We start from the raw sequence: 17,919 nt of genomic DNA, 5'->3' as shown, positions 1-17,919 counted from the left end.
GTACAGATCTTTAAGAGAAGTAAGTTAAGTTTTAAGAAAAGAAAAAACCAACTGAAAATCAGTTGGTTTTTTATAAATTATGGAGAGGTTATTCCTCTTCTCCTCCGGTATCTTTTGGAGTTTTATCTGTTTCAGAAGTTTCTTCTGCGGTTTTTTCATCGGGCTTACTAAAGTCAGTGTAACCTTTGCTCACCAGCAGGTTATACCACTGCAGGATCTTTTTTATATCGCTTACATATACGCGGTCTTCATCATACCCCGGAAGAACTTCGCTAAAATATTCTTCAAGTTTTGCTTTAGATTCCTTATGGCTTATTGCCTCTCCTCCGTTCTCTTTGTCTGAGATCTTCTGGAAGACCTCACGTAGAGGTACTTCTTCGGTATAGGTATAAATAGCGATCTCACTGAGCAAACTCACATTGTGGCGCATATTCACAGAGATCTTTTTACCGTCTAACATAGATTCGGCAACAAAACCACCGCGGGTTTGAGCTTTAAGTTCATACAATCCCGGCTTTCCCGAAATCGACAACACTTTATCTAACTTCATATCCTTTTTAATTTTTGGAAGGCAAATATCTTACCTCCCGTCTAAAAAACAAAACTAATTAACGGCCTTTTTTAAGTTCCGGAAACTTCATGCGATAATCTATTTGGATCTTCCCTTTTGATATATTGGAAAGTTTTCCTTTGATAAGTCTCTTTTTGAGGCTGCTGAGCTTATCTGTAAACAAAATCCCCTCGATGTGATCATATTCATGCTGGATCACACGCGCCGCCAATCCTTTGTATTCTTCAGTATGCTTATTGAAATCCTCATCAAAATACTCAATCTTAATTTCGGGCTTTCTAAAAACATCTTCTCTGACTTCAGGAATACTTAGGCAGCCTTCATTAAAGGCCCATTCATCACCTGTCTCCTCCAGGATCTTTGGGTTTATAAATACTTTTTTAAGTCCTGCCAATTCCTTTTGTTCATCCTCAGACAGTTCAATGTCTTCAGAAAAGGGAGAAGTGTCGATCATAAAGATCCTTATCGGCAGACCAACCTGAGGTGCGGCCAGACCAACGCCATAAGCGCCGTACATGGACTCCCACATGTTATCGATAAGTTCCTTCAGGTTTGGATAATCTTGTGGAATTTCTTTTGCTTTCTTCCTTAAAACCGGATCGCCGTATGCTACTATTGGGATTATCATTATTGAATATCTATTTATAAAGGTAACTCTGCAGTATTATTGTTGCACTTATTTCATCTACAAGGGCTTTATTTTGCCTTTGCTTCTTTTTAAGTCCGCTATCGATCATGGACTGGAATGCCATTTTTGACGTAAAACGCTCGTCTACTCTTTCCAGCTTCATTTCGGGAAAATTTTCTGTGAACTTCTTCAGGAATTCCTGAATATTAATTTCGCTGTGAGAAGCAGTATAGTCCATTTGTTTGGGTTCTCCCAGAAGGACAAGTTCCACACTTTCTTCAGTGAAATATTTTTTAAGAAAAGGCAAAAGTTCTGCCGTGGAAACTGTGGTGAGACCTGAAGCTATTATCTGTAGCTCATCGGTAACCGCAATCCCGGTGCGTTTAGTGCCGTAATCTAATGCCAGTATTCTTCCCATAATTTGGCGGCAAAGATACGCCTTAATTCGTGAACCCAAAAACTGCTGACTCCTGCCACGGCCCTTCAAGACTTCAGCTAATTTAAGTTAAATGTATTACCTTCGCGCAGCTAATAGTCTGCCCAAAAAAACCTTTACAGGATGTCATTTTTGACAGATTATTCGGTTCAATATTACATCTGCACCGGGCAGGTATTTTATATTTAAAACAAAAACTAAAATGGAACATCTTAAAGATATCATAGAAAAAGCCTGGGACGACAGGGATCTTCTCAATAAATCTGAAACTACAAATGCAATTCGTGAAGTAATTGATTTACTTGACGGAGGAAAACTTCGTGTGGCCGAACCTGTAGCCGATGGCTGGCAGGTAAATGAATGGGTGAAGAAAGCTGTAGTGTTATATTTTCCCATTCAGAAGATGGAAACCCTGGAAGCAGGAATATTCGAATATCACGATAAAATTCCATTAAAAAGAGGTTATAAGGAAAAAGGAATAAGGGTAGTCCCCAATGCTGTAGCAAGACATGGTGCCTATATTTCCAGCGGAGTTATCATGATGCCCAGTTACGTGAACATTGGAGCTTATGTCGACGAAGGTACTATGGTGGATACCTGGGCAACAGTTGGAAGCTGTGCTCAAATTGGAAAAAATGTTCATTTAAGTGGTGGAGTTGGAATTGGTGGTGTTCTCGAACCATTACAAGCAGCACCGGTAATAATTGAAGACAATGCTTTTTTGGGATCAAGAAGTATTGTTGTTGAAGGTGTGAAAGTAGAGAAAGAAGCCGTTCTTGGTGCCAATGTGGTTTTAACCGCTTCAACAAAGATCATTGATGTAACGGGAGAAAAGCCCGTAGAAATGAAAGGGATTGTACCTGCCCGTTCTGTTGTAATACCGGGAAGTTATACAAAAAAGTTTCCGGCAGGAGAATATCAGGTGCAATGCGCATTGATCATTGGAAAACGAAAAGAGAGCACCAATAAAAAGACTTCTCTAAATGACGCTCTAAGAGAACACAATGTAGCAGTCTAATTTGCTTTAAATTAAGAAGAGGAAATGCTCCCGGTATGGGAGATAAGAAGGGATTATGAAGGTACTCGTGATTCAGCAGAAAATGATTGGGGACGTACTTACGTCCTCGATCTTATTTGAACCCCTTCGAAAGGAATATCCAACTGCCGAGCTACATTATTTGATCTATCCCAATACGCGGGCGGTGGTTGAGAATAATCCTTACATTGACAAAATCATCGAATTTAATCCTGACTGGAATATAAATATAGTCGGCTTTTTCCGGTTTTTGAGAAGAATAGAAGCTACATCTTATGACATCGTCATAGATGCTTATTCTAAAATAGGAACTGGTATAATTGCAAAATTTTCCGGCGCCACCACAAGAATTTCTTTCCATAAGGAATACACCCGGCAATTCTACACCCATACTTTTAAGTATAAAAACCATCCCGAAACAAAAGCCGGTTTGGCTATAGAAAACAGGATGCTGCTCTTACAGGCACTGAACAAAGATTTTCCTGTTGCCTCAAAACCTGTAATATACATCTCTGATGAGGAAAAATTACAGGTTGAAAACAAACTTCAAACAGCAGGTTTAAGTCCAGAATATCCCATAATTATGTGTGGGATCCTGGGAAGTACAAAGATCAAAAGTTATCCCGCACCATACATGGCTACAGTTCTTGATGAAATTGTACGTGTGGTGGATAATGCACAAATCCTATTTAATTATATTCCTTCTCAGAAGGTTGAGGCAAGGAAAATATTTTCACTTTGTGCCGAGACTACCAAAAAAAGAATTTTCAATGACATCTACGAGAAGGATCTTCGAAAATTTATATTGAATTGTACCTTTTCTGAGGTTTATATTGGTAATGAAGGAGGTGCTGCCAACATTGCGAAAGCTCTTTCCATACCTACATTTTCCCTTTATTCACCTTTTATAAAAAAACAGGATTGGGCGATATATGAAGATGGAATCCGGAACAAATCTATACATCCTGAAGATTTTTCCACTCAGGTTCCGGGATCTTATAAAAACCTGAAACCTGAAAATTTCCGTAATGAATTGCGAAATTTTCTTCTAAAGAATATTCGCAGGAAAATTCAAAAATCCTCCTAAATGAACATAGGCTACGAAGCAAAACGTATATTTCATAACTCAACCGGATTGGGGAATTACAGCCGTGATTTGGTGAAAATCTTAAGTACGTTTTACCCGGAGAACACCTATTACCTGTACAACCCAAAACCCGGAAAAGATTCTCTTTTTACTCCCCAGGGTCCTGTAGAGGAAAAACTTCCGGGCAAGTTGAAAGACATGATCTTTAACAGATACTGGAGACACAAGAAGGTCGTGAACGATTTAGAGCGGGATAATATTCAAATCTTCCACGGACTATCGGGGGAAATTCCCGTGGGATTATACAAAAAGAATATTAAAAGTGTGGTCACCATACACGATTTGATTTTTCTTAGATATCCCGAATTTTACACCCGGCTGGACCGTTCTATTTACAAAAAGAAGTTTCAGCATGCTGTAAAAGAGGCCGATGTGGTAATTGCAGTAAGCGACCAAACCAGGAAAGACATAGTTCAATTCCTGGAGGTAGATGAATCGAAATTAATGGTGATCTACCAGGGATGCCAAAAAGAGTATAAACAGGCTTATGGATTAGAGGCTATCCAGAAAATGCTTCAAAAGTATCACCTGCCTCAGGATTATATTTTAAATGTTGGCACTGTGGAAAGCAGGAAAAATGTACTTTCGGCAGTAAAAGCAATAAAAAATATCGAAACTCACCTGGTGATCGTAGGCTCTTTGACTTCCTACGGAAAAAGTGTGCAGGAGTATATCCAGCAGGAAAAATTAGAAAATAAAGTCACTTTTTTAAAAGGATTATCCACCTATGAGCTTGCCCTCCTCTACCAGGGAGCTCTGGTTTTTATTTACCCATCCCTTTTCGAAGGTTTCGGGATTCCCATTATTGAAGCTTTGTTTTCCAAAACACCTGTAATTACCACCAACTACGGCTGCTTTCCGGAAGCAGGTGGACCAGACAGCATTTATGTGGATCCTAATAATGTGAAAGAAATTTCTTTGGCCATAAGTCAATTACTGGATTCACCTGAAGAGAGAAATAAGATTGCGGAAAAAGGTTATCAATATGTGCAAAAATTTAATGATGATTTTATTGCTTCTGAAATGATCCAGGTTTACAAAGACCTTTTAAAGTAACACCCTCCAATATTGAGTAAATTTGATCCTGTGAATTATTTTTGTCCTGTCTTTTGCAGATATTTTTCCATAACGGCCAGTCCAATTAAATGCTCTCTTTTCTCATCGAAAAACTGGGATACATACTCCTGAGCATTCCTTGTGATTTGTTGGGCTTCCACTTCATTTTCAATGTAATAATTGAGTCGTTCTTCCAAATCAGAATAATCGTCCTTTATTTCTAAATAGTGATAGTTAGGTATTAACTTTCCTTCCATGAACCATGTCTCGTATTTTGGTCGGGGCATAACTGCTATAGAATTAGAAGACATCACCCACTTAAGGTTACTCGCTACATCGTTTCCTTCCAGGGCAAGAATAAATTTATACTGCAGGTGTTCGTAAAGAGTACTCTTTTCAACTTTCCACTCTGCTGGAGAAACATCATTTCGGGTAATATTTCCTAAATCGCACTTTGGATGCCCAAAATACATTTTCATAAAAGCTTCCCTGTTGGGTTTATTATCTACTTTCCCGCGGAAAATAAGCTTATCTTTTTTTTTTCCGAAAGGGATTTTGTCATTAAGAAAAATAAAGTGCCTTACTTTCACGAGCTTTAATAAAACAGAATTGCGGTTGTCCCCTTCTATTGGTCGGCTTTTTACAATTGAAGGAACTTTAGGTATGATTGTAATGTCTCCGGGCAGGAAATTCCATTTGTAATCTTCTTTGAACCAGGATATAATATCATAGGCATCAAGGAAATAAACACTTTTGATTTCCCTGTCTTTTTTTAAGTCTTTAAACCTGGGACTGGAGGAATCTATTATTTCCACACTGTCCAATTTGTTGTAATAGTCCACCCGCTCTTTTATATACCCGGCATCGGTTCTTTGGGGAATTGAGGCAAGTTTGCTGGATAGCCGGTTTTGAAAAATGAATTTCGGCAGGAAGACTTTGGAATAATTCTTTATATAATAGGGTAATTTGGAGTTTTTTCCAGATCCAAACATGAATTTCAAATTCATAAAATTTTCTCATTAATTGGCATTACCTGAAAATTATTTCAGGCCTACTAAATTTTTAAATTTTTTTTTCACTTTTCTTTTTTGCTGGCGCTTCTCAAAGAATAAGCGGTTGTAATACCACATCTTTTCAAACACTTCAGCTTCAGGTTGAGCAATAAGCCGGCTATATTCGTTTGCCATGACTTTAAAAATTCCCTTATTCTGGGATAGACGAGAAAAATTTTTCATTCGTTCAGAAAAGTCTAATTTTCTAAAATTCATTCTATTTAAATCGACCAGGTAAAATTCAATACTATCCTCCTTTAGCTTTATAAGAGTATTGCCTGGCGAATGATCAAGAAATTCAACTTCCTTCTCGTGTAAAGAAAAGGTGAAACGGGTAAAGGCACGAAGTATTTTCTCGTGCCCGGCCTGTGCCAGATCAATTTCTCTAAAAGTCATGTCATTTTCAAGATGCTCACTTATATAAAAACTTCTCACTAAAGCCCCGGAGGCCACTTCTTCGGCAAATGCCACAGGTTTAGGAGTGCCTATGTCTTTTTCAAGTAACTTACAGGCATAATTAAAAGAACGCTCTGCTTTGGACGGACGTAAAAAAACATAAACATATCTATTAAAATAATTGGGCTTTTTGAACGATTTAATGTTCAAAAGCTTTCCTTCGAGTTCAATAGTCCTGATTTCATTTCTCGGACCTTGAAAAAAGACTTCCCCCTTTCCTTTAAAATCCAAAAGGATATTTTCTATCTTATCTTTTGTAAACTTGTAATATTTGGAAGTCTGAATTTTCATTATCGGCTACTACCCGTTACTTTAATTTAAATTTTTCCCGCGTATTAAAATGTTCTGTTTTCCCTGAATTAGAAAGTGCAAAAACTTAAATTATTATTAAGTTTTAACAAAGATAAATATCTCATTAGTTAAAACAGAGAAACACCAAGGATTCCTCCCCTTCTTCCAAATGAACCTAGGAGGCCTCCAAGGATTTCTAAATTGAGAATTCCAAAATTGATAATACCTGTTTGAAGCTACAAGTTTGAGTGGTTAAATTTAAAGGTTCTTTAAAATCATGATCAGCAATGACAATTATTTCAATCTTCTTTCTTTATAAAAGGAATTAAATTAATATAAAAATTTTAAATTCGCATGGAAGGGCAAAGGAATTCCTGGCTACAATTCCTGATAAATAATTGAATAGGATACACATTTAAAAGAGCCCTCACCCCGAATGAATTAGCACATGCTATATTTAAAAAAAGAGAATAATGCCTAGATCTTTTTTGTTAACCCTCTTCAAGTAATATGCAAATTGTTTGTTTTGTCAATACATCAAAATCCTGGGGAGGAGGGGAGAAATGGCATTTCGAAATGGCATTATTCTTAAAAGAAAATGGATTCAGGGTTGTCATCCTTACCAATCAAAATAGCGAATTATACAAACGCGCAAGAAAACAGGATGTTGAGGTAAAACAACTTCCAATTACCAATTTTAGTTTTTTGAATCCCCTGAAGTTTCGGGCTATTGCCGCGATCTTATCAGATGTCTCGCCAGATGTGATTCTACTTAATTCTCCCATTGATATAAAAACTGTGGGCGTCACCGCTGCAACGAAAAATGTTAAACATATTATTTACAGAAGAGGAAGTGATATTCCAATTAAGAATTCTTTTTTGAACAGAATTTATTTCAAGCACGTCATTACGGGGATTATTGCTAATTCGAAAGCAACAAAAAAATCCATTCTTAAAAAGAATCCCAACCTCTTTCCTAAAAACAAAATTAAAGTAATTTACAATGGTTTGGATGTTGACAAGTTCAATGTTCCTACTCCACAAGATTCACCTGGTTTTGTTATAGGTAATCTTGGGAGACTTGTATACCAAAAGAATCAAAAAGCCTTAATAGATTTGGCGGCACTATTAAAAGATGAATTAAAAAATTTTAAAGTACGAATTGGTGGCGGCGGTCCTTTGCTACAAACACTAATAGATTATGCAAAGGAAAAACGAGTTGAGCATTTGATTCAATTTACAGGAGAAATAAAGAATCCTGTTTCATTCTTAAAGGACCTGGATGTTTTCATTCTTCCTTCACACTGGGAAGGTTTTGGATATGTGATCGCAGAAGCTTCACTATTGGAAAAACCCGTAATCGCTTTTGACATTAGTAGTAACCCCGAACTTGTAAAGAATAATGAAACTGGATTTCTTATTAAAAAAGATGATCTCCAGGCCATGAAGGATAAAATATTACAATTTTATAGCTCTCCTGAAATCCGGCAAAAATTTGGTGTAAACGGAAGAAAATATATACTGGATAATTTTGATGCAAAACAGAATAGAAAGAAGATCGTGGAATACATCAATAATTTGCTGCACACTCCAGCTAATTAATCCTCATATATTAGCTCAAAATGCCAATTCTAAAATCGGATTTGTTTTTTAAGTTGTTTTTTGTTCTGACTATATTTGCCGACTACACAATAAGAAAGTATGGTTTCTATTATAACCGCTATTTATAACCAAAAATCGATGAATGAACTCTTTTATAAAACCTTAAAAGAAAACACCCATTATCCTTTCGAGCTTATTATCGTTGACAACAATTCCACAGACAGGTGCAACGAATTTTTCGCACAAAAAGATAATGTGGTATTGGTGGAAAATAATGGCAACTATAATTATCCTTACAATCAAATTGTCGGGCTAAAAAGAGCCAGGCATGAAGTGGTTTGCCTCTTTAATAACGATATTTGGTACCATTAAATTGGGACGTAAAAGTTATGGAAATCTATAAGAGAGAAGAAGAACTTGGGGCTATAAATTAATTGAAGGTTATGGCGGTTCCGTAACTATTAGCACAAAAAGTTTTATAAATTCAATTGGTTTATGGGACGAAAGAATTCAAGCAGCAGCTTTTGACTTATTCAACAGGGTAAAAAAATTATCTAATAAGGATTCTTCTGTCTTACCAATACAACTGGCACAGAGTATGTATGTTCATCATTTTCAGAGATTAACCGTTAAAACTACCTTTCCCCTTTCAATAACAAATCTACCATGATAGATTTTTCTGTAAAATGGGGCAAAGAAACGGAAGAATTAAGAAAAGATATTTTAGGATAATAAGCTGATTGCGTGAACTTATTCTCTACAATCCATTTTATTCCTCCACTTTTCAAGAAATAAAAAAACTAACACTGTGAACCAAAAATACATTCTTGTTACAGGATATAATGTTGATACCAGGTACAACAGAAGTTTGATAATCCTTAATGGGTTTAAGAAAATAGGTTATGAAGTTACAGAATTCCCTTTCAATAAGTTTAATAAATCTACGGCTAGAAAAATTAAAGAATTGAGTAATAATGCCCAATTCATCCTGGTTCCGAGCTTTGGACATAAATCGGTGAATTTTGTAAAAAGGAATTCTTCCTGTGATGTGGTTTTTGATCCTTTGATCTCAAAGTATATGACTAATATTCATGATTATAAATCACACCATAAATTTAGTTATGAAGCCCTCAGATCCTGGTATAGAGACAAAGTTTCTATAAACAAAGCCGATTTTGTCATTTTTGACACTTCTGAGCACAGAAGATATTTTTCTGAAAAATACGGGATTGCCAAAAAAAGGACCGGTATAGTTTACGTAGGATCAAACTCACGGGATTTTAAAAGAGAAACACCTGGAATTGAGAAATCTCCCGAAATATTCAGAATTGGATTTATAGGTCATTTTATTCCACTACAGGGCATTCTTAAAATACTGGAAGTTGCGAGGCAGTTAAAAAAGGAAAAGGACATTGAATTTTATATAATTGGACAGGGATATCAATACGAAGAAGCAAAAAACTATGCTGAAGATTACCAGCTGGAACAAGTGATTTTTAAGGGCCAGGTAGATTATAAGCGGCTGGATTCCTACATTAACAGCTTTGATTTATGCCTGGGAATTTTTGGAGACACCTTTAAAGCCCGTGTAGTTATTCCAAATAAGATTTTCAATTATGCCTCCTGTGGCAGGCCAGTACTTACAATGGATTCTGATGCTATAAGAGAAGTATTCACTCATAATAAAAATATTTATTTATGTGAGGCACGACCAGAAGAAATGGTTAGATCAATTAGATTCTTGAAGGAAAACCTTGGCCTGAGGAAAAAACTGGGAGATAATATTTATGAGCTGATTTCCAAAAACTATAATGAAGAAAAAACAGCTGCTTCGTTATTATCGCAGTACGAAGATTTCAAAAGAAATCAGATAAGATCTTATTAAAACGAAGGCCTCTATAGGAATCTGGGAAGAACAATTTACTTCTACCTCTTCAACTTTCTCGTAACGCGGATCTCCCACTAACAGGTAATAAAACAACTCTTCTCCATTTTCATTTGTGTATATTAAGATTTCAAGTATATAGATAATAGATATATGAAAGATTCAGAGTTAAAACACAACGCCAAAAAGTCCGATGATACTTATTCAATGGCAATATTACAGCCACTGCTTATCAATCTTCCGTATTTACCCTTTAACGGCGGGGCCTTACGCCCCATGTGCATCGCTTATATACTTAATGAAATAATAATCAATCAAAGGAAGATGATCCTGGAATTTGGTTCCGGATTATCTACAATTTTAATGGCACGGTTGATAAAAAGAAACAATCTAGGTTTAAAAATCATAACAGTTGAACATAATAAAGAATGGGCGACAGTAATTGACCGATATCTAAAAAATGAAGACTTACAACAATACGTAAAAATTATTCAGGCCGACCTTAAAGAAATAGAAACTCCTCTGGGAAAGGTAAACTGGTATAATTATCAAACGGTTTTAAGTGGAATTGAGAATAAAAAATTCGATTTAATTACGGTCGATGGCCCTCCGGCAAACGGAAGAAAGATCAGGTATTCAAGATTTCCGGCCTTTACTAAGATTACTGAATTTTTCCAGGAAGATTATTGTCTACTATTAGATGATGCCAACAGAAAAGGAGAACAGAAAATTATAAAATCTTTCCAGAAATTTCATCCAGATTTACATTTTGAGATGATCAGTGAAACATTGGCCGTCTTTCGAAAGACAAATTCCTTCAATCCGATACCAATTCAATATTAATCTGGAATTTAAATTATTATTAAACACGGTTATGTTACCATGGTTTTTTAAACCACCTCTTCACTTTGAATTTTGCAAGTTTTAAACTGTAGTTTTTTCGGTGATGCCCCAGGAAATAGAACCATCGATTTCCTTTTCTTATATCCCCGTCAATTATTTTATACCGATCAAATCCAGTTTTCCATAGGACGTAATTGAAACTCAGCTGGTCTCTTTTAGAATATTCTTTGACGTACCACCACCATGTTTCCATTAATTTAATTAATTCAGGATTATTGTGCTTTCTTATCAAAACACCTGAACTTATTAAGCCTTGATCCCTGGGGTAATCTTCAGCTTTTAAATGGGTGATCAACCTTTTCATCTTTTCGGGATCATCTTTATAGAACCCTCTTTCTGCTCCCAATTTTAGTAAAGCCTCATATTCATCGTAAATACAATTCCTCGGGTCTTTGGCACGGTTATGATCGAAAAATGCTAATACGGTATCATCTTCAAACAAACTTTTAGTTAAATCCCCGGGATTAGAAAGCATTAAAAAGTTGCCGTCAATATATATACTTATTTCATAATCCTCAAGGTGCTCATGCGCCAGGATTTTATGGAATCTTGCGTCGAGAGTCGAATTCTCGAACCTTCTTTCAACCTCAATAATTTTCCAGGGAGAACATTTTTGCGGCGTATCTGTAAAACAGATGTAATCAATTCCCGGAAATTGAGGCTGAGGAATAAGGCCGTCATAATCCCCAAAAATTGCGGTATAGATTACTGTTTTATTTTTCATGTTCTTGGAAGTCTTCTGCTGCAAATATATACATCATTAGAAAAGGGAAAAAGACACTAAATTCAAGGTTTTATTACTTATCTCATTTTTTCCGTATAAAACTTACCTTTGGGACCTGTATAGAAGTTCTTTTTTTTAAAGGCCTTCGTGCTTTAAAAGATAACCAGCTATGAGAATTCTGCACCTTTCGGCCGTGAAAACATGGGGTGGTGGTGAAAATCACATCGAAAATCTCTGGTATGAATTCAAGAAAACTCCCGAAGTTGAGAATACAATTCTATGTGTTCAAAAAAAACTTTTTCATTCAAGATTAAAAATGGCAGGAATTCCTGCTATAAGTGCCCCACTACTCATAAAGGTCGACCCGAGATACATTTTTAAAATTATTCAAGTTTGCAGGCAACAACAATTTGATTTAATTCATATCCACGACCCTACAGCTTTAACTCTCGCAGTAATAGCCGACCAGTTTTTAGAACTTCCACCCTGCATCCTGAGTAAAAAAACCTCTTTTCCGATCCGGGCGCGACGGCAGACCTTATTCAAATATAATTATCCAAAGATTAAAAAGATCCTTTGTGTTTCTGAAGCTACAAAACTAGTAAGTTTAAAAACACTTCATAATCATGAGCTGCTGGAAGTAATCTATCACGGAACCCGTTTAGAAAATAAGGATCAAAAATCCCCTTTTTGGATCCATAGTAAATATAATCTTCCCAACGACGCCATCATAATTGGCAATATTGCGAATCACATTGAAGCTAAAAATCTTGAGACTTTTGTTCACACGGCCGATTATCTGATTAACCGGAAGAACCAAAAAAATTTATATTTTTTCCAGGTTGGCTACTTCAGCCGAAGAACCAAGGCTTTGATAGACCTCGTAAAGAGCCTCGATCTGGAAGATCACCTCTTCTTTACCGGCTATATGCCCGAAGCTTCAGCTTTTATTCCGCAGTTCAAAGCGTTGTTGCTGACATCAGAAAGTGAAGGAATTCCGCAGGTGATCTATGAAGCTTTTTACCACAATGTGCCGGTGGTAAGTACGATGGTGGGTGGTATTCCTGAAGTCATAGAAAATAATGTGAATGGCTTGTTATCTGAAAAATACCATCATATTGGTTTAGGTGAAAACCTGTTGTTTTTGCTTGAAAATCCACAGGTAATCACGAACTTTGCAAAAATTTCCAGGGAAAAACTGTTTCAGGATTTTACCAGCCAAATTATGGCCAAAAAAACCCTGGAAGCTTATAAAAACGCTTTAAATGGTAGATTACACTGAAGAATTAAATAACGCTTTGACCGTCTTAAAAAGAGGCGGAATTATCTTATATCCTACAGATACTGTTTGGGGAATTGGCTGCGACGCCACCCATCCCGATGCAATAGACAAGATCTACGCGCTCAAGAAGAGAAGTGAAGAAAAAGCTTTGATTTGTTTAGTTTCAGATTTTAAGATGCTCAACCAGTTTGTGGAGGAAGTCCCCGAGGTAGCCTACGACATTCTTAAGTATGCTGCCAAACCTACAACGATTATATATGATAAACCCATTCGGGTTGCCGAAAATCTCGTGGGCAATGACAATACTCTGGGAATAAGAGTGACAAAGGATGAGTTTTGTCAAAAACTCGTTAGGAAATTAAAGCGACCATTGGTTTCCACTTCGGCAAACATTAGCGGCGATCCTACTCCTGAAACTTTTGGACAGATCAATCCCGAGATCATAAAAGGTGTAGATTATGTAGTGAACTTGCAGCAGTCCATGAAAACTCCCAAACCTTCGGCTATAATAAAACTTAGCAACGATGGGAAAGTAAAAGTAATTAGGAAGTAAAGATTAGACCTGACAGGTTTTGGAAACCTGTCAGGTCTTTTTAAATCTCTCCAATCCCGGAAATTCGTGACAAAAAATAAATGAAACCTTGAACAATTATAAACAGGCACTATCCAACAACATTTTTAAAGTCATTTCTCTTGCAGCCAAAGAACTGGAGCTCGAGAGCTATGTTATAGGTGGATTTGTAAGAGATTATATTCTGCAACGCGGAGAACACAAGGATATAGATATTGTGGCTGTTGGGAGTGGAATTGAGCTTGCACAAAAAGTTTCTTCCCTTCTTCCGCATAAACCTAAAGTGCAGATCTTTAAGACCTATGGAACTGCAATGCTTCGTGCTTACGATATGGAGGTAGAATTTGTTGGCGCGCGTAAGGAAAGCTACAGCGAGGAAAGTCGAAATCCCGATGTAAAGCAAGGATCTCTTGAAGATGACCAGAACCGCAGGGACTTTACAATTAATGCCCTGGCACTTAGTCTCGATGAAGAGACTTACGGTAATCTTCTGGACCCGTTCGACGGGCTCCAGGACCTCAGCACCGGAGTTATTCGCACTCCTTTGGATCCAGACATTACTTATTCTGATGATCCATTGAGAATGCTAAGAGCTATAAGATTTGCTTCTCAGCTACAATTCAGGATCGAGAAAGATTCCCTGCAGGCAATAATCCGTAACAGGAGCCGACTCAAGATCATTTCCCGGGAAAGAATTGTGGATGAGTTGAACAAGATCCTGCTGTCCCCAAAACCTTCTGTTGGGTTTAGCCACCTTCATAAAACCGGACTTTTACGATTGATCCTGCCGGAGCTTACTGCACTCGAAGGAATAGATGAAATTGAGGGTCAACGTCACAAAGACAATTTTTGGCACACTTTAGAGGTGGTAGATAATATTTCAGAAACCACAGGTGATCTTTGGTTGCGTTGGGCTGCATTGCTTCATGACATAGGAAAAGCCCCAACAAAGAAATTTGATGACCAGTTGGGATGGACCTTTCACGGACATGAATTTGTTGGTTCCAAAATGGTTTACAAACTGTTTAAGCGCCTTCGAATGCCTCTGAATGAAAAGATGAAGTTTGTACAAAAAATGGTGTACATGAGCTCGCGACCTATTGTTCTTTCACAGGACGTGACAGATTCGGCTGTTCGAAGACTTATTTTTGACGCTGGTGAAGATATCGATGATCTCATGACCTTGTGCGAAGCCGACATTACAACCAAGAACCCGCGGCGGTACCGCAAATATCATAATAACTTTAAGGTTGTTAGACAAAAGATAAAAGAAGTCGAAGAGCGGGATCACGTGCGCAATTTTCAACCGCCGGTTTCGGGAGAAGAGATCATGGAAACTTTTGATCTTAAACCTTCCCGCGAAATTGGAATAATAAAAGATGCCATTAAAGAAGCAATTTTAGAGGGGGTAATCCCCAACGAATATGGGGCCGCCAAAGAATATATGCTTCAAAAAGGCAAAGAAATAGGTTTATCCCCTCAATAAGACATGATTTACCCTCACCCTTACCCCCATGAAAGACAATAAAAAGGTTGTTTACTGGCTGTATACCGGATGTTTTCTAATTTTTGTAATGGTAGTGATAGGTGGAATTACCCGCCTCACCAATTCGGGATTATCGATCTCAGATTATAAATTAATTACCGGCACCATTCCTCCCCTTACAGAGGAACAATGGATAGAAGAGTTTGAATTTTACAAACAGTTTCCGGAATACCAAAAATTACATTACCACTTCACTCTTGAAGATTTTAAAGGTATTTATTTCTGGGAATGGCTCCACAGAGTGATTGGCCGTCTTATAGGGCTGGTATTTATTATTCCTTTCCTATATTTCCTCATCACCAGGCAACTTACTAAGCCTACTATTTATAAATCTGTTATTCTGCTTATTCTTGGAGGTTTCCAGGGATTTTTGGGATGGTACATGGTTAAAAGCGGCCTCGTGGATATCCCTGCCGTAAGCCATTACAGGCTGGCAGCGCATCTCACTACTGCCTTTATTACTTTTGCTTACTGCTTTTGGGTGGCAATGGACCTGAACTATCCAAAAAAGAAAGAGATAAACAAAAGCTTTAGAAACCTTGTATGGGTAGGAATGATCATCCTGCTCCTGCAAATAATCTGGGGGGCCTTTGTAGCAGGTCTTGATGCCGGATGGATACACAACTTCTGGCCATGGATGACAGGAGGAGAATGGGTGCATGAGACAGTTTATATTGAGCAGAAGCCTCTGTGGAGGAACTTCATTGAAGGCAAAAGTGGAGTACAGTTCGCACACCGCTATCTTGCCTATGTAGTGGTGGCCGTAATCCTCTATATTTGGTACAGATCGAGAAGTATGAAACTCACTCTTCCACAGCAAAGAGGGATTCAATGGCTTGTGGGGCTGGTTTTTCTGCAGTTCGTTCTTGGAGTTCTCACTCTCATTTATGCCGTTCCTTTGTGGCTTGGGGTAGCCCACCAGGTGGGAGCTTTTTTCCTGCTTACCGCAATGACGTTTACCCTGCATAGATTTAGTCGTTAGCTGAAATTTCTCATCTAAAAATGTATCTTTGCAATCCAATTTTTTTGACTTATGCTGTATAGATTTAGAATTATCCTTGATGCCGAAGAAGATGTGTTCCGTGACGTAGAAATCATGTCTGAAAACACCCTTGAAGATTTACATAATACCATACTGCAATCCTTTGGGTTTGATGGCACCGAGATGGCTTCTTTCTATATTAGTGATGACGAGTGGAACCAGGGGGAAGAAATCTCCCAGTTCGACGTAACCGAAGGTACAGGCTCAGTTCGGTTAATGAACGAAACAACTCTTGATAGCGTGGTTTCGGAAACCCAGACCAAACTTATTTACGTCTACGATTTCTTTAGCATGTGGACTTTTCTTGTAGAATTAGCCGAAATTGCAGAACCCGATCCTCAAATGGATTATCCAAACCTGCTCTTTGTTCACGGACAGCTCCCAACAGCCGCTCCCGAAAAAGAATTTCAGGTAGAAGATGATGATCTTGGTCTTGATTATGATGAAGATCTTGATGTCGATGATTACGATGATCTTTCCTTTGACGAGAATTGGAACTAGACTAAATTTTCCTATTTTTCGGCCTTTATTAATCCGGTAATTTAACCGCACTTTTCAATATGATCAATTTATATAACGCTCAGATTGACTCTCTTTCTATTCACAGAGTTGGCAACAAAAGCCGGAATGAAAATATTTTTCTTTCTGCTCAGCCTTTTCACCTGAACGACGAGATCACGCCACTTATTAAAGAATATTTCCTGAAGCCTTTTCGGGACAAAGAGGAAAATTATTTTCAATTTGCCAATGAGGTTGACGTGGAGTTTAACCCGTTGTATGAGATCGCGACCAAGATTTTTGACAATCCGCAATCTGTGCACGAGCAGTCAAAGAAGATTACAACCTTGCTTTTCGAGCAATCGGCCCACCCGCACATCAAAAGCGGAGAAGTCTACGTCGTTTTTTTTGACAACATGATGCTGGACAATGAGAAGACCACGGCAATCGGTATTTTTAAATCTGAATTAAAGCATGATTTCCTGCAGTTCCAGGAAAAAGAAAGTATCCTTGAAATGATCATCCAGCAGGGAATAAACCTGAACAAATTGGACAAGGGAGCGATTATCTTTAACAAGAACAGGGAAGAAGGTTTTAAAATTCTTTCTGTCGATTCAAATCGATATGACACTAAATACTGGTTGGAAAATTTCCTCGGAGTTGATGTAATGGCCGATGATAATTTCCACACCAAGAAATATCTGAAATTTTGCCAGAATTTTGCCAAGGACGTCGTACTTCCTGCGGAAGATAAAAAGGAGGAAGTGATGTTTATGAACCGAAGTGTAGATTATTTTGCAAAAAACGATGATTTTGAAGAATCTGCATTCCTCAATTCGGTTATCGATAACCCGGCTCTACTTCCGGAATTCCAGAACTACAAAACAGAGAAAGCTCCAAAATACAAGATCGAAGACCTCACCAGTTTCCCTATTTCAAATACAGCGGTAACTTCTGCCCGCAAGTCGATCAAGAACGTCATCAATCTGGACACCAACATCCAGATCAAAATGGATTTTATCAATCCGGAATCAGCTGAAAAATTCGTGGAAAAAGGCTGGGACGAAGAAAGACAGATGTATTACTACCTGGTATACTTTAACAAAGAACAGAAAAGCTGATCCAAGAGCCAAGATTAATTAAACCTAAAAAAGAGTTCTCAAAAATGACATTTTTAAGAACTCTTTTTTGTT

At 37.6% G+C, this 17,919-nt stretch carries 19 protein-coding genes; 13 read left to right on the top strand and 6 right to left on the bottom strand.

Going from position 1 to position 17,919, the window contains the following annotated elements; all coding sequences use genetic code 11:
* Positions 1–88: 88 nt before the first annotated feature.
* Genes H148_RS0112115 through ruvX form a run of 3 tightly spaced genes read right to left on the bottom strand, consistent with a single transcriptional unit; the run spans position 89 to position 1,617 of the window.
* Positions 89–550: a DUF5606 family protein gene (locus H148_RS0112115; protein WP_029035044.1), complete on the bottom strand. Its 462-nt coding sequence runs from the start codon at positions 548–550 to the stop codon at positions 89–91.
* A gap of 58 nt (positions 551–608) precedes the next feature.
* Positions 609–1,199: a peptide deformylase gene (def, locus tag H148_RS0112110; RefSeq protein ID WP_029035043.1), complete on the bottom strand. Its 591-nt coding sequence runs from the start codon at positions 1,197–1,199 to the stop codon at positions 609–611.
* A 10-nt stretch (positions 1,200–1,209) separates the two neighbouring features.
* Positions 1,210–1,617 carry a Holliday junction resolvase RuvX gene (ruvX, locus tag H148_RS0112105; protein ID WP_029035042.1) on the bottom strand — a complete coding sequence of 136 codons (408 nt, stop codon included), beginning with the start codon at positions 1,615–1,617 and terminating at the stop codon, positions 1,210–1,212.
* Between the two features lie 220 nt (positions 1,618–1,837).
* Between ruvX and H148_RS0112100 the strand changes: the two genes are divergently transcribed.
* From H148_RS0112100 to H148_RS0112090, 3 genes are read left to right on the top strand one after another with little or no spacing between them, the layout of a single operon-like run.
* On the top strand, positions 1,838–2,653 hold the full coding sequence (locus tag H148_RS0112100) for a 2,3,4,5-tetrahydropyridine-2,6-dicarboxylate N-succinyltransferase (protein WP_029035041.1): 816 nt from the start codon (positions 1,838–1,840) through the stop codon (positions 2,651–2,653).
* A 55-nt stretch (positions 2,654–2,708) separates the two neighbouring features.
* On the top strand, positions 2,709–3,758 hold the full coding sequence (locus H148_RS0112095) for a glycosyltransferase family 9 protein (RefSeq protein WP_029035040.1): 1,050 nt from the start codon (positions 2,709–2,711) through the stop codon (positions 3,756–3,758).
* Positions 3,759–4,874 carry a glycosyltransferase family 4 protein gene (locus H148_RS0112090; RefSeq protein ID WP_029035039.1) on the top strand — a complete coding sequence of 372 codons (1,116 nt, stop codon included), beginning with the start codon at positions 3,759–3,761 and terminating at the stop codon, positions 4,872–4,874. It begins immediately after the preceding gene.
* A 35-nt stretch (positions 4,875–4,909) separates the two neighbouring features.
* On the opposite strand, the gene H148_RS0112085 is transcribed toward H148_RS0112090, so the two are convergent.
* Both H148_RS0112085 and H148_RS0112080 read right to left on the bottom strand, forming a co-directional pair.
* Positions 4,910–5,881 (bottom strand): glycosyl transferase family 90, encoded by a 972-nt coding sequence (locus H148_RS0112085; RefSeq protein WP_029035038.1) that lies wholly within the window; start codon positions 5,879–5,881, stop codon positions 4,910–4,912.
* 33 nt (positions 5,882–5,914) lie between these two features.
* A complete protein-coding gene (locus tag H148_RS0112080) occupies positions 5,915–6,673 on the bottom strand; it encodes a lipopolysaccharide kinase InaA family protein (protein WP_029035037.1) in 759 nt (252 codons plus the stop codon).
* 510 nt (positions 6,674–7,183) lie between these two features.
* Between H148_RS0112080 and H148_RS0112075 the strand changes: the two genes are divergently transcribed.
* The 4 genes from H148_RS0112075 to H148_RS0112055 all read left to right on the top strand — a co-directional run bounded on the left by H148_RS0112075 (position 7,184) and on the right by H148_RS0112055 (position 11,003).
* Entirely contained in the window at positions 7,184–8,275 is a 1,092-nt protein-coding gene (locus tag H148_RS0112075; RefSeq protein WP_029035036.1) for a glycosyltransferase family 4 protein, read from the top strand.
* 99 nt (positions 8,276–8,374) lie between these two features.
* The gene (locus H148_RS0112070; RefSeq protein ID WP_029035035.1) at positions 8,375–8,647 is read left to right on the top strand and encodes a glycosyltransferase family 2 protein; all 273 of its coding nucleotides are present in this window, start codon (positions 8,375–8,377) and stop codon (positions 8,645–8,647) included.
* Positions 8,648–9,083: 436 nt separating this feature from the next.
* Positions 9,084–10,160, top strand: a complete 1,077-nt coding sequence (locus H148_RS0112060; RefSeq protein ID WP_029035034.1) for a glycosyltransferase — start codon at positions 9,084–9,086, stop codon at positions 10,158–10,160.
* A 153-nt stretch (positions 10,161–10,313) separates the two neighbouring features.
* Positions 10,314–11,003 (top strand): class I SAM-dependent methyltransferase, encoded by a 690-nt coding sequence (locus tag H148_RS0112055; RefSeq protein WP_029035033.1) that lies wholly within the window; start codon positions 10,314–10,316, stop codon positions 11,001–11,003.
* Between the two features lie 34 nt (positions 11,004–11,037).
* Here the strand turns inward: H148_RS0112055 and H148_RS17810 are convergent, their stop codons facing one another.
* Positions 11,038–11,787: a glycosyltransferase domain-containing protein gene (locus H148_RS17810; protein WP_051286420.1), complete on the bottom strand. Its 750-nt coding sequence runs from the start codon at positions 11,785–11,787 to the stop codon at positions 11,038–11,040.
* A 169-nt stretch (positions 11,788–11,956) separates the two neighbouring features.
* Between H148_RS17810 and H148_RS0112045 the strand changes: the two genes are divergently transcribed.
* From H148_RS0112045 to H148_RS0112020, 6 genes are all read left to right on the top strand, one after another.
* Complete coding sequence (locus H148_RS0112045) at positions 11,957–13,069, top strand: glycosyltransferase family 4 protein (protein ID WP_029035032.1); 1,113 nt, start codon at positions 11,957–11,959, stop codon at positions 13,067–13,069.
* Positions 13,053–13,622: an L-threonylcarbamoyladenylate synthase gene (locus H148_RS0112040; protein WP_029035031.1), complete on the top strand. Its 570-nt coding sequence runs from the start codon at positions 13,053–13,055 to the stop codon at positions 13,620–13,622. Before H148_RS0112045 ends, H148_RS0112040 begins: the two co-directional genes overlap by 17 nt.
* Before the next feature lie 88 nt (positions 13,623–13,710).
* Positions 13,711–15,126 (top strand): CCA tRNA nucleotidyltransferase, encoded by a 1,416-nt coding sequence (locus H148_RS0112035; protein WP_029035030.1) that lies wholly within the window; start codon positions 13,711–13,713, stop codon positions 15,124–15,126.
* Between the two features lie 28 nt (positions 15,127–15,154).
* Complete coding sequence (locus H148_RS0112030; protein ID WP_029035029.1) at positions 15,155–16,168, top strand: COX15/CtaA family protein; 1,014 nt, start codon at positions 15,155–15,157, stop codon at positions 16,166–16,168.
* Between the two features lie 51 nt (positions 16,169–16,219).
* On the top strand, positions 16,220–16,729 hold the full coding sequence (locus H148_RS0112025) for an IS1096 element passenger TnpR family protein (RefSeq protein ID WP_029035028.1): 510 nt from the start codon (positions 16,220–16,222) through the stop codon (positions 16,727–16,729).
* 59 nt (positions 16,730–16,788) lie between these two features.
* Positions 16,789–17,847, top strand: coding sequence for a nucleoid-associated protein (locus tag H148_RS0112020; RefSeq protein ID WP_029035027.1), 1,059 nt, complete (start codon positions 16,789–16,791; stop codon positions 17,845–17,847).
* Positions 17,848–17,919: the final 72 nt, after the last annotated feature.

The organism is Salinimicrobium terrae DSM 17865 (assembly GCF_000424665.1).
GTDB classification, from domain to species: domain Bacteria; phylum Bacteroidota; class Bacteroidia; order Flavobacteriales; family Flavobacteriaceae; genus Salinimicrobium; species Salinimicrobium terrae.
Note: the sequence above shows the minus strand (reverse complement) of the source record. Positions and strands in the feature narration are given on the sequence as shown.